Origin of the sequence: Variovorax brevis, assembly GCF_030317105.1 — a bacterium.
Classification (GTDB): Bacteria; Pseudomonadota; Gammaproteobacteria; order Burkholderiales; family Burkholderiaceae_C; genus Variovorax; species Variovorax brevis.
On sequence record NZ_JASZYG010000016.1, the window covers coordinates 15,765 to 28,125 of the forward strand.

A 12,361-nucleotide genomic window follows, 5' to 3' on the forward strand; every position below is an offset into this window, starting at 1 on the left:
CTGAAGGTCATTGCAGGCGCGTGCCGATGTCCGCTCCCGTAGATGTGATGCGGCTGCCGCGCTCCGGCAAGCGGGCAACGCCGGTCACGGCGTCGCTTCCCAAGTGAGGCGTGGTGTTGTCCTGCAGGACCAGCGAGCCGTTGAGGCGCGCGCCGTGCATTGCTTTCGGCCCGATCCATCGCAGCTTGACGCGCGCCGTGAGGGGCACCATCTCGTCGATGAGCGCGGGCAGCCACGGCTCCCACGCCTGCCGTTGTTCGCTCGTCGCCGCGATATCGATGCGCACGAATCCGGACAGTGACCCCACGCCGTCATCGACCTGACCGGCGCACGGCAACCGCATGCGACCGAGCACGGCGTTCGCGTCGAGCTCCGGGCTCCACTGCGAACGGCCGCCGAGCATGGCGGGCAACGTGCTGCCGCGGCAATCATCGCCGCCCACCATCGCGAATCCGACGTCGGCAGTGCCGTCGGTGATGCGGTAGCTCGGCGGCGGGCCAAGCAGCAGGCTTTCGAGCAGCGCTTGCAGACCCGCGCGTGTTCCGCGACCCCGCGCAATATCGACCGATTGCGCGATGAGTCGCTTCTTCTGCTCGTCGCTCAGCGCGTCGTCCCAAGGCACACCGAGCCAGCGCGCGACGAAGTCCAGCCAGGGCCCCTCTGCAGTCGCCGGATGAATGTGACTGGCGATCGAGCCGATGCGCGCATCGAAGCCTTGCGTCATCGACTCGAGCACGCCGACGAGCGAGCGCAAGAAACTGCCAGGCCGCGCCTCGTCGCGACGATAGATCGCGGGCAGATTCTCCATCAGCGACTGGCCCGGATAGCGCACAACCAGTTCACTCAGTGAGGGCAACGAGCCACCGGCGGTGGAACTCAGCGCAACGCAGATCAGCACATAGGGGTCATGCACGTCAAACAATGGCGCGGAGTAGGGGTCGGCCGGCTGCGGAGTCTGTTCTGCGGCCGTCGCCTGGGTTCCGTGGAATGTGATCGGCGCGCGCCAGATATCCGGTTCCTGCAGCATCTTCTGCATGCGAACGCTGGCCGGTACGGTCTCGTCGGCAGCGATCGTCGCGAGCTTCTTGAGGGTCTGCGGGTCAGCCGTCGCGGCGTAACGGATTTCGAGCGACGCGCCATCGGGCACCTCGGCGCTCGCTTCGATACGCAACCAGCGGCGCGCGTCCTCGCGGTCGGGCGAGTACAGCACAGGCGTCATCAACGAGCAGCGCACCTCGGACGTTCCATCCGGGACCGATTGCGCCACCGAATATCGCAACAGACCGCGTGGCCCCGCGACGAGCAGCTTGTCCTTCGTGCCTGCGACACCTGTTGCCAGCGCATCCCGTTCGTCGAGCGCAGTCTCGCCGAGCGACTCGCCGTCACCGTTGAAGATGAGCACGAAGGGTTTGCCGCCGAGGTCTGCGCTGTCGGCACCGGCGAGGAACACGCGTTCGCGGCCATCTCCACCCAGAGCCTGCGCCACGTAACACGGGTGCAGAGCGCCGACGCTAACGTGCCTGAGTGCAGGCCCGCCCGTAGCCGCGAACCAGTAGAGTCGTGCGCACTCACCGCCGGTCATCACGGCGAAGCGCCGCGCGCGACGCAAGAACGTGAACGCTGTGACGCCGGTGACGCCCTCGAACGTCACCGTCTCGATGATGCGCCCGGAGCAGTCGAGATGAAGAGCCTTCGCAACGCCGTCGCTTTCGACGAGCACGAACAGTTTGTCTCGGCCATCGCCTGCGATGTCGACAATCGGCTGTTCGGAGATCTCGACGATCCCGAGGCGCGCCAGCGCTTCCTCGTCGTAGCACTCGAGCGATGTGCGCGCCGCACCGATCACCCACAGCCCGCTCGACATCGACACCATGCGGGCGGCGTGTGCAATCGCGTAGGGTGCGGGCGAGACGTCGGGATCTTCGCTGCATGCCGTGAGTCGACACAGGCAACCGGCATCGTCGCGCCACAGTATCTCGCCGGCTGGCGTGACCGTCGGCGCATGTGCGCCGCGCGTCTCATGCAGCTCTGCGCTCTGCTCATACGGCGCAATGAGCTGGATGATGCCCTGCTTCGCATCGAGCTCGACGCGATCGAACAGGCACGCGGCCCACTGCGCCGGCGTGCTGAAACGATAAGAGCGCTGAGACGAGGCGCTCATGTCGGCACCTTCGTTCCGCTGCGGATCACGTCGACCTTGCTGCCGGCGAGATCGAATCTCGGCAGCCCGTTGCGGGGAACCGCGATTTCTTGAACATCCGCACCCGATGCGCCGACGAGCCTCAACGAGTTGACACCGCGGACGCCCGGAACGATGCGTATCCATCCCGCGACATCGCGATTCGTGACCGGTGCACCCGGATGACGTGCGTCATCTCCCACCAACGCCAGCCGCTTCTTCAGCTCGAGCTCGATGTCGCGCTTCACGTCCGCCGGATCGCGCCCGGCCTCGACTTCAACCGCGGCGCGCAGCGAGAACTCGACGTACTGCGGCCCCGTCACGACGAGCCGCGTGGCGAGGGGCATCTTCGCGACCAGGCGGCGCCGGATCGCTTCGAGCCAGCGCGGAGTTTCGGGGATATCGCCTGCGTCTTCCTCGGACTTTCGGGCGCGCATCGCGACGAGCGCGACCACTCCGGTGCGCGGCGACTTGTCGTCCGGGGTCAGCACCCACGCACGCGCGACTTCGAGCAGTGGCAAGTTCCGGGCGGCAGACACGATGTCGGCCGCGCTCACCAATGCGTGGTCCTCGCGCGCGCGCCGCCGTGCCTCGCGACGCTCGTCGATCCAACCCGTCGCAGCCGCGCCGCCCGAGATCGCATCGACATTCACGCCGAACGAGCCGGCGTAGCCTTGCACGCTCCACTTGCGATTTGCGGCGACACTGCCGCTATCGCCGTCGCACACCGCGTAGCTCGCGAGCATCGTCGACTCGGAGGGCGGAATCTTCCCGTTGAGGCCATTGCCAAACGTGATGCGGCCGGCCACGGCGTCGAGCTCGAAGACTTCGTCGCTCGGTCCACGGTCCGCGAGATTCCCGGCACGCCACACCGCGCGACGATTCGTGCGCGGCTCGCGTAGCTCGATCTTCACAGGAGTCTCGCCCAGCGCGAAGCGCAGCCCGGGCACGTCGAGATCGAACGTCCAGTCCGGAACGCCGGTGGAGGTGTGCCCTTCATCCTCTACCGGGCGGCCTTGCACGACGGGCACCACATTCGGCTCGATCCGCAGCAGTCGCGGCGGGCGCTCGAAGCCCTGCGGCACGCGCAGCTCGAGCGAGAATTCCCTGGGTGAATCGCTCACCGCGGATAGATCGAGCAGCAGTGCCCCAGTGCGCAGAAGCCCGTCGCTCGTGTCCGAGGCGATGGGCAGCGGGATGCGCCCAGTCTTCGTGACGAGCGTCGCCGTGAGACGAGACTCGCGCGGACGAGCTGGGAGCGCGAAGCGCGCTCCCGCATCCGGCACAGGATTCGTCAGCGGCTGGTCGACGCGCACGCCAATCGACCAAAGCGCACCGTCCGCGTCTTTGCGCGCTGGCGGGAAGAGCCCACGATCGCTGCCGCACTCGAACTCCATGACGAGCCGGTCGTTCTTGCCGGCGAGCGTGCCGAAAGGCTGAAATGCCGGTCCGCCGCGTTCGTTGATGACGGTGTAGTCCTTGACCTTGCCATCGGCGAGCCGTCCTGTGAGGCGCCGCACGCGGCCGGCCACCCACAACAGTTTCGCGGCTGGCCGGAATGTCGGCGTCTGCTCGCCCACCATATTGATCACGGCGTCAGGGGCGATCACGACGCTCTGCGCGAACGTGGCACCCGGCGAGCGCGGATCGAGTCGGTCCGGCCAGATCAATCCGCGCGCCGGCTCGGTGCCCCGTTCCGCAAGACCCATGAGCGCGGCGTAAGCCTCGCGCTCGTCGCGCCGGTCGCGGCCCAGCGAGTAGAGCTGCGCCTCGGCGACCCACGCGAGCAGCTCCATCAGCGTGATGCCTGGATCGTGCGCGTTGTAGTCAGTCCAGTCTGGCGCGAGGCCGGGCAGGCGCGCGCGCCCCATCTCCATGAAGTCGCCGAAGCGGCGGTCGAAGAGATTCGGTGCGAGCCGCTTCATGCGATCACCTCGACCGTCTCGAACTCGATGCGCACACCGTCCTTTTCGAGACGCGGCAGATCAGCGCGCGCGATCGACGGCGGCCAAGCCTGCTCGTCGTCATCGGTGATCTCGCGCAGCGAGACGGCAGCAATTCCTTCGAGGAGCGCAACATCGGCGAGTACGACAGCGATGTCGATTTCGTTCGGGTTCTCGCCGAGATGCCACCCGCTCCCATCGACGCCACCCGTTGCCGCGTCGAAGAGTGCGATGACCTTCTTCTTCGCGTCGCTCGCGACTGCACCGGCATCGTCGAGACTGGCGACGCGCAGACGCAGATCTACTCGCAACCGCCGAAGCCGCGCGCCACCAATGCGCAGTACCTCGGGGGCAGCCAGTGTCGGCGGCGCCTGAGAGAGAAGCAGTCGACGCAGCTCGCGAACCTGAGCGGCGGTCGGCATCGGATTCGCCCCACGCATCACGACGACGAGCCGCACGAAGCCTTTGCGTGGGAAGCACCGCGCCTGCGCGATGTCGGGCGAGCTTTCGCGCGCGATGTCCGAGAAGTCGTGGGCCGTCAGCGCGCGATCGCGATGACGCAGGCTGGCAACGCCGAACTGAAGCACGCGATCAATGCTTTCGGCCGGGGCTCCGCCCGCGGCCTGGTCCGCGGCAAACACCGCTTCGACACCTTCGATCGGCGACACGAGATTCAGCGACGTGCGCTGCGCAATCGCGTTGCCGGGGACGTTGTCGCTGCCGGGTTCCCCCGGGGTCGTGCGGCGATACGCGAACGCCATGATCGAGTCGCTGCCGACCGGAGGAATCTTGCCGTGTTTCCCATCGCCGAAGCGGATCTCGCCGGTCGCTTCATACAACGCATATACGCGCGCCATGGGCGATTCATCGGCCGGATCAACTACGCGGTCCCATAGCACCCAGTCACCCGGGAGGTTCTCGACGGCGCTCAGCACGTAGTTCGGCCGCTCCTGATTGAGTGCCGTGCGCTCTTCTTCGCCGAGCGGTTCTTTCACGCGCAGCTCGAGCGTGTTTCGCAGCAGCGGCGGACGTGCCAGGAACAGCGTGAGATCGGGCTCGCCCTGCGATGAGCCGATGAGCTCGCGCGTCATCGTTTCGGCGGCGCTCGCCCAGACGCCGTTGAGATAGGCGCCGAGTATTTTCGGCGCCCACGTGCCGGGCGCAGTACTCGCCGCGGGCGTGAGACGCAGCCAGCTCAGCTCCTGTCCGAACAGCTCGCGCAGAGTCGGCGCGATCGCGAAGGCCAGCGTGAGAATGCCGCTCTCGCCGAGCGCGCGTGTCGCATCGTTCGTCGTGACCGGCGCGAAGCGATCGGCGATCAGCGCCTCGACGGTCATCGGCGCGAACTGATCGTGCGGTCGCTCCTCGACGAGCAGCAGCACGTTGATGGGCTCGCCGAGGAGCGTCGCATCTAATCCCAGGTAGATGGCGCGGCCCGCTGCGCCAGTGGAAGCGCCGGCGCTCGCCGATGCGGGTTGCGCTGAAGTGACGGCGGCCGCGGCGCCGGCGCATTCGCAATCCGGCTCGCATTTGTCCGGCGCTGCCGACGCCGAAGGGGCACCAGACAGCCGGCCCAGCAACTGCGCGAGCGGCACAAACGCCTCCACGTTTGCGCCCGGCGTGCGATTCGCATCGCTCTGATCGCGCAGCGATCCGCTGTCGGCCGTCAGCACGAAATCCGGCATCACGTTCGTGCAGACCTCGTACGAAATGCCGAGCTCCACGACCGCCGGCGCGTGGATGTTCTCGGTCGACCGTTCGATCGTCTGATGCCGGATCTTCGTCGTCGGGTCCTTCGGCCCGATCGTGACACTCACCTTCTCGCGTCCGTAGTCGCCGCCGACGAGTCGCGCGCGAATCCAGTAGTTCGTCCGCCCGGACCAGTCCGTCGGCGCAAGATCGAGCGGCACTTTGAACTTCAGCGGGCCGCTCACCTTGAGATTCGCGGTCTCGTCCTGCGTGACGATTAGCTTCCACCAGCCCGTGCCGTTCCAGTACTCCCACGACAGCTCGGGGTTGACCGATGCGTCGTCGAGCGCACTCCTCCAGGTACCCACGGTCGCATCGAGCTTGAAAGCCACCGTGCCGGAGGGCTTGGCAAGCGAAGTCCACGCGTGACTGAGCTCGAGCAACTCCGGCGCACCGCCGAGCAACCGAAATGCCTTCGCCGTTTGCACAGGCCCGAATCCGGGAAAGAGCAGCGACGCCTGCGGCAACAGCTCGGTCTTCCAGGGTGGGTTCGCAGGATCGAGCCGCATATACGGCGACACGCGCGCCGTGATCGGCGTGTCTTCGAAGTAAGTCGCGCCAGCCGGAGGGCTCGGCTTCGGCGGCGGTTCGAGCGTCATCGCATTCGTGCCGCTGATCTTGGTCACGCGATGAGCCACGCCGTCCGAGGTGAGAATGACCGAACCGACACGCGTCGTCATGTCCGCCGCATCGAGCTGGATCGCGTCGCTCGACAGCACCTTCAGCGGATGCGCGCTGACGGTTCGATAGCCATGCAGCGGCCCTTTCGCAGCAACGGCAAACGGTTTCCCCTGCAGATAGAACGTCTGTCCGTCCGTCGTCGTCCCGGCCTCGGCTATGTCGGTGAGCGAGAACGCATCGGCCGCTGCCATCTCGCGCGCGAGGAACTCCCCGGTCTGAAGCGCTTCCGGGCCCGGCGCAAACAACGCCTCGCCGACATCGCCCTTCAGAGTCCAACGCTGCGACAGATCGAACGGGGCCGATAGCACATGCCCGCGAGTGGCCGGTACCAGGACGTGCGCGTTCGCAACCGTCGGCGCACCCTTCGGCTCACCCGCTCCCGCCGGGATGTCGTCGCGGAACGCCTCGATCTCGTTGCCGCCGGAAGGCGGAGTCCAGGACACGACATAGCCACCCGATGGCAGGTGCACAGACGCGACGAAATGCAACTCGCCGCCCGTGACGAATGCGTTGAAGCCAATGACCTCGGCATCCGCCTCTTCGAGCTTCACCTGCTTCTGCACTTTGCCCGGCAGATGGAACAGCACCGGATTGCGATTCGACTTGCGCACGAACGCAACGAAGAAGCCCGCGCTGTTCAGCACCGCGACTGGCCGCATATGCGCGTCGACGTTCGTACGTTCGAGGTCGATGCAATTCCCGTCGGCGGCGACCCGGTAAAGCTTGCGGCCTCTCGAAATGCCCACCATCCCGGCAGCGGTCGACGTCGTCAGCGCACCGCCGGTGAGAACGGGCACGACCGCTTCCAGGACGACGGGCACAGGGTCACCCGTCTTCGGATCGGGAGTCGTGGTTGCGATCGCCGTCCACGGTGCCGCGTCACCCGATTTGCGCGCAGAAAGCTGGCCGCCCCGCAACGCCACGAGCGTCGACGCATCGGCGAAATAGACGAGATCGGAGATCGCCGCGTCCCCTTGCGCCGGGAGCGCGGGCACTTCGCCGAACAACTCCCATTTGCTCGCGTCTTTGTCGGATCGCTCACGCCAGACCCAAACGATGCCGCCCGATGAAGCGCCGACGAGAAAGCCACCTGGATCTACCGCGTCGTGCCACACGGGCAGTCGCCCCAACGGCTGGCGATTTAGCTGACGGCCCGCAGAAACATCCACGTTCGCCGTGCCTTCCGAAAGCGGCGGCCGAATCGCCGCGCGGTCGCGAAACTTCTGCAGAGCGCCGGAGGTGGCGTTCATCTCCAGCAGATAGAGCGCGCCGTCCTCGGCGACGCCGGCGAGTACCTTGCCACCGAACGAGTCGGGCACCAAGGAAAGCGCCGCGAACGTCGCTTCCGCCATGCCGAAAGTCAGCGTGATGTCGCCGCCCTTCTTCGAGAAAGCCTCTTTGCTGCCGAGATAGAACGCATCGAACTGACGCGGCTCTTTGCCGAAAGGGTAGAACACGCTGTCGAGCACCAGCGGCGTCGTGTTCGCCATCGCCTCCGCCGTCGCACTAGACCTCGAACTCGCACTCGCAGACAGATCGACATCCGCCGGCTGCGGCACGCCGTGGCGACAATTCACGCGAATCTCGAATGCGTCGACGAGCAAGGGCGGCTGATCAGGGAGCACCGTGGCGACGGAGGCGCGAATCCAGCGACTCGGCTTCCCTTGGACGACCTCCGTCATCTCCAGCGCGCCGCGCGGCTTGGCGAGGACTAGGCCGTCGGCTTTTGACTGCAGAGCCGTCTCTGCCGGCGACAGCTCCTGCCAATCGATCGTGTCAGCCGGATACTTCTTGCCCCAGTAGTGCCACGTGACACCCGTCAGATTCCGTGCGCCCAGGATCTCGATCGTCGCGGCCGCCTCGATGTTGAACAGCTCGGTGTGCCCGATGTACAGCACGTGTCGCTGACGATTGCGCGCGGCATCGAACGGCATGAACGCCGTCACTTTCGTTGCGACGGTCTGCACCGCTCGATCCGCGTCGAGGGGCGGATCGATCGTGACGATGCCTTTGTCCACCTGTGTGATGCGGTATTGCTCGTTGCCCACCTCGATGAGCATTTCCGCTTCGAGCCCCTGCTCGGGTTCGAGCTGCAGTTTTGTCGCGCCGGTGGAAGCGAAGCTCTTGAGCTGCCACTGAGTCGGCAGCGGTTCGAGCGGCGTCAGGTCTGACAGCCCCGGCGGCGGCAGAAAGAACGCATCGGCAGCGCCATCGACGCCGACCAACACCTGCAACCCGCGGGGCAGAACGAGCAGGTCCTTCTCGGTTTCAAGAATCACCGACGTGCCGGCGGCCTCGACCTGCAGACGAGTACTCGCGGTGGCGGGCTTCGCTTCCGTCGCGCTGTCGGTGAGCTTGAACACGACCGGCAAGCGCGCCGGTCGCGCCGCCTCAATGGGCACGGCCAGCCAGTCGAGGAACCCGAGTCGCACCTTTTCCCCGGCGCGGTCGAGTCGCTCGGCAACCTCGGATGCAAAACGGGCCGCGACTTTGAGCAGCGCGCGGCCGAAGTCGCGCGGGTCGTCGTCCCTGCCCCATTGCGGAATCCAGGCGCGTGCGCGCTCGAACAGCTCCCGCTCCAGCTCGGGCGCGCGGCGCGTCTCGAATCGCGGCGGGAGTTCTGACTTCATGGCCGCCCGCCCTCGCGGAAGTAGAACGGAAAGACGAGGTTGCCCAGCTGATTCGTCTGCCGGACGCGGTAGTCGATGGCGACGAGCAACTCGCCGTCGAACGTCGCCGCTTCATCGACCGTCACGTCGAGCACATCGATGCGCGCCTCGCACCGGCGCAGCGCCTCTTCGACGGTCGAACGGATCTGCTGCATCGTCGTGGTGTCGAGCGACGTGAACACCATGTCCTGAATGCCGCAGCCGAAGTTCGGGCGCATCACGCGCTCGCCCGGCGAGGTTTCAAGGATGATCAGAATCGACTGCCGGATGTCCTCTTCGTACGCCACGCTCGTGACGAGCCCCGTGCGCGGATCGAGCGACACGGGCATCGCCCAGCCACGGCCGAGAAATGCGTTGCGATCGTCGGCGGGGCGGTTGGCGCTCATCCGATCATCACCGTGAACGCGCCTTGCGCGATGGGATTGGGCGCACCCGCTTCGACCACCATGTCGCCCAGACGCGCAGCGAACATGCCGCCAATGACGACGGTGAGGCTGCCGACGACGACGACACCGCCGACATGCGGTTTCACGCCGTCCACCAGTGGGCACGCATGGGTGTCGCCGCCGACTCGCCACGCGGGCTGACCGCCGATCATGACCGTCGGGCATCCAGGCCCCGGGCCGAGCGGTGTGCCATGACCTGTCGTGTCTCCAACGCGCGCGGCGGGCTGTCCCATTTCGTGCGCTCCTTCAGTTGATGTTCACGAGCGCGCCGCGCACGGTGAGCGTTGCGTTGGCTTTGAGCTCCAGCGTGCCGCTGGCTTCGATCGAGATCGAAGCGGCCTTGATCTTGAGCTGGGTGGTGGCCTGCAGCGTGATGCTGCCGCTCTTCTCGATCTTGAGCTGGTTGCCCTGCGCATCCTTCAGCTCGATCTCGTTGTCGGTGAAGCGGACCATCGCGCCGTTCTCGTGCGCCAGCTCGACGACACCCTTTGCACCGTCATCGAACAGCAGGTAGTGCTTCTTGCGCGACTTGACGATGCGCTTGTCGTTTTCGCCATCGTCGTTGGCCAGCGGCGGCTTTTCCTTGCCGTTCCACAACGCGCCGAGAACGTAGGGGAATCGCATATCTTCGCGTTCGAAACCGACCAGCACTTCGTCGCCGACTTCGGGAATGAACACGGTGCCGCGCTCGGCGCCGGCCATCGGCACCGCAAGCCGTGCCCAGTAACTCTCGCGCGGCTTGTCATGCCACGGATAGCTGACCTTCACGCGGCACAGGCCGTCTTCGTCCTTGTTCTGCGTGACAACCGCAACGGCGACGCCTTTCGCATGGCCCGACTCATGTGCAATCTCGCTGGATGTTGCTACGGCAGCAGTCATCTCCTTACCCCCCTGACCTTGAACTTGGTGCGATAGCCGCTGCTGTCGACGCGGTGAGTGGCCTGCTCGATGTAGTACGTCTGCGAGAACGCCTCGCCAAGATTGGTGAGCTTCACGGTGCGATCGGGGCGCAGCTCGGGCAGCCCGATGCACTCGCCATCGCCGGTGAGAAACTTCTTCTCGATCTCGCCGAGCGCCGCCTTCGCGCGCTTGTCCGCTTCGGCCTGCGTGAACACGGGCTGGCGCAAGCGCAGCGTCGGCTGGCGGTCGGGCGAGCGCACCAACGAGACGAGTTGCTGGGCGATGGTCTTGTTCTGCGGCCCGCTCGCCGTATCGGCGCTCGCGTGGCCGACTATGGCCTTCTTGTTCTTCACGTCCCAGCCATAGACCTCGACCTTCGACACCTGACCGGCGAGGTTCGCCTCGGGGCGGAAGCTCAGCAGGCCCGCGCCCCACTTGAGGGTGACCACCGGGTCGGAGCCGAGCTTCGGCATGCCGAAATGCAGCGTCGGCTTCTTCACGAGGCCGCCCGGATCGACATACAGCTCGAAGTGCACGCTCTTGTCCGGACTGCTGTTGCGCTCGGCGAGCGTCTTCAGGAAATCCCAATCGTTCTGCTGGTTCTGCTCGATCTGCGGATGCCGCTCGACCGTGTCCTCGATGACGGTATCGAGATGATGGAAGTCGGCGACGAGCTGCACGACCTCGCTGTCCTTGCGCTTCTTCCAGCTGTCGGAGTTCTTCCCCAGCGTCATCGGAAAACCGTGGTCGTACCCCTCGACGACCAGCTCCGGTGCGCCGGTTTCGGGAAAGCTGGTCGAAATCTTCGCGACCTGCCCGAGCATAGCCGTGGGGGTCGAGGCAGCATCGCCGTAGCCGATGCACACCTCGACTTCCGCGCCGAGCGTGAGGATTTTCAGCAGGTCCTGGCCGCGGCCGGTTTCGAACTGGCCGGATTCGAGGTTGTAGCAATTGGCGAGCGTGAACGAAAAATGCGAGGCGGCGTTCATCACCAGTTCGACTTCGATCTGGCTCACGGCAACGAGCAGATCGCGCAGCACATCGGCTCCCGCGAGCCGCAACGTGAAGGCCGGCGCGTAGAAGTTGCCGTAGCCCTTAGAGAGATCCGCCAGTTCCATTCGGGTTCTCCATGGGTGGCAGCTCCAGCCAGTCGCCGGCGGCAATCTGACGCGGATCGTCGAGATCGTTGGCTTCGGCGATGCGCACCCATTCGTTCGCATCGTTGTATTCGCGCGCAGCGATCAGCCACAGACTCTCGGGGCCGATGACGACGCGGCGTTTCGTCTTGTCCGCCGACTCGCGGCGCGGGTCTTCCACCAGCTGGCGCAGCGTGCGGTATTCCTTGAACGTGATCGAGAGCGTCACGCGTGCCGGCTTCCCGTCCGGGTGGAACATCGTGACCTTGCGGCCGATCTTCTCGATTACCGCGTTGAAGCCCATCGTTCCCCAGTCGAAGCGCACCGGCGGCGGCGCATGGATGGTGCGGTCGATCTCGAGCAGCTTGGTGAGGTCGAACAGGCGCTTGCCGAGCGGGTCGTTCTCCTTTTGCTGGAGCGAGGTCGGGCCGCGCGGGTCGGTGTAGTCTTCGAGGAACAGATCCATGCTGAGCTGATCCGCCTCGCCGTTCACGAACTGCAGTAGCGGCGCGCCGAGGCCCGGAATCGGCGTCGGCTTGTAGGAGTTGGTGCGGTCGAACGTGTACTCCGTCGGGTTGAACAGTACGGTGATGACCTGGTTCTTGCGCTCGCCATCGAGCACCGTGATCGTCGCTTTCTTGAGCGGTGGCTGGGCCAT

General features: G+C 65.9%; 8 protein-coding genes. All 8 read right to left on the reverse strand.

Annotated elements, in window-relative coordinates; genetic code table 11:
• Positions 1-7: 7 nt before the first annotated feature.
• The 8 genes from QTI66_RS39685 to QTI66_RS31675 are packed head-to-tail and all read right to left on the reverse strand — an operon-like array spanning position 8 to position 12,361.
• Positions 8-2,161: a phage tail protein gene (locus QTI66_RS39685; protein ID WP_353506247.1), complete on the reverse strand. Its 2,154-nt coding sequence runs from the start codon at positions 2,159-2,161 to the stop codon at positions 8-10.
• A complete protein-coding gene (locus QTI66_RS31645) occupies positions 2,158-4,104 on the reverse strand; it encodes a putative baseplate assembly protein (RefSeq protein WP_286564320.1) in 1,947 nt (648 codons plus the stop codon). The genes QTI66_RS39685 and QTI66_RS31645 overlap by 4 nt, the downstream gene beginning before the upstream one ends.
• Positions 4,101-9,182 carry a baseplate J/gp47 family protein gene (locus QTI66_RS31650; RefSeq protein ID WP_286564322.1) on the reverse strand — a complete coding sequence of 1,694 codons (5,082 nt, stop codon included), beginning with the start codon at positions 9,180-9,182 and terminating at the stop codon, positions 4,101-4,103. The genes QTI66_RS31645 and QTI66_RS31650 overlap by 4 nt, the downstream gene beginning before the upstream one ends.
• Positions 9,179-9,607, reverse strand: a complete 429-nt coding sequence (locus tag QTI66_RS31655; RefSeq protein ID WP_286564323.1) for a GPW/gp25 family protein — start codon at positions 9,605-9,607, stop codon at positions 9,179-9,181. The genes QTI66_RS31650 and QTI66_RS31655 overlap by 4 nt, the downstream gene beginning before the upstream one ends.
• Positions 9,604-9,900: a PAAR domain-containing protein gene (locus QTI66_RS31660; protein ID WP_286564324.1), complete on the reverse strand. Its 297-nt coding sequence runs from the start codon at positions 9,898-9,900 to the stop codon at positions 9,604-9,606. Before QTI66_RS31660 ends, QTI66_RS31655 begins: the two co-directional genes overlap by 4 nt.
• Before the next feature lie 13 nt (positions 9,901-9,913).
• A complete protein-coding gene (locus QTI66_RS31665) occupies positions 9,914-10,546 on the reverse strand; it encodes a phage baseplate assembly protein V (RefSeq protein WP_286564325.1) in 633 nt (210 codons plus the stop codon).
• The gene (locus QTI66_RS31670; protein WP_286564326.1) at positions 10,543-11,685 is read right to left on the reverse strand and encodes a phage late control D family protein; all 1,143 of its coding nucleotides are present in this window, start codon (positions 11,683-11,685) and stop codon (positions 10,543-10,545) included. Before QTI66_RS31670 ends, QTI66_RS31665 begins: the two co-directional genes overlap by 4 nt.
• Positions 11,663-12,361, reverse strand: a complete 699-nt coding sequence (locus QTI66_RS31675; protein ID WP_286564327.1) for a CIS tube protein — start codon at positions 12,359-12,361, stop codon at positions 11,663-11,665. The genes QTI66_RS31670 and QTI66_RS31675 overlap by 23 nt, the downstream gene beginning before the upstream one ends.

Coding starts and splice junctions, on each gene's coding strand:
- QTI66_RS31670 (WP_286564326.1), bottom strand. CDS start 11,685: ATGGAACTGGCGGATCTCTCTAAGGGCTACGGCAACTTCTACGCGCCG.
- QTI66_RS31665 (WP_286564325.1), bottom strand. CDS start 10,546: ATGACTGCTGCCGTAGCAACATCCAGCGAGATTGCACATGAGTCGGGC.
- QTI66_RS31660 (WP_286564324.1), bottom strand. CDS start 9,900: ATGGGACAGCCCGCCGCGCGCGTTGGAGACACGACAGGTCATGGCACA.
- QTI66_RS31650 (WP_286564322.1), bottom strand. CDS start 9,182: ATGAAGTCAGAACTCCCGCCGCGATTCGAGACGCGCCGCGCGCCCGAG.
- QTI66_RS39685 (WP_353506247.1), bottom strand. CDS start 2,161: ATGAGCGCCTCGTCTCAGCGCTCTTATCGTTTCAGCACGCCGGCGCAG.
- QTI66_RS31655 (WP_286564323.1), bottom strand. CDS start 9,607: ATGAGCGCCAACCGCCCCGCCGACGATCGCAACGCATTTCTCGGCCGT.
- QTI66_RS31675 (WP_286564327.1), bottom strand. CDS start 12,361: ATGGCCCAGCCACCGCTCAAGAAAGCGACGATCACGGTGCTCGATGGC.
- QTI66_RS31645 (WP_286564320.1), bottom strand. CDS start 4,104: ATGAAGCGGCTCGCACCGAATCTCTTCGACCGCCGCTTCGGCGACTTC.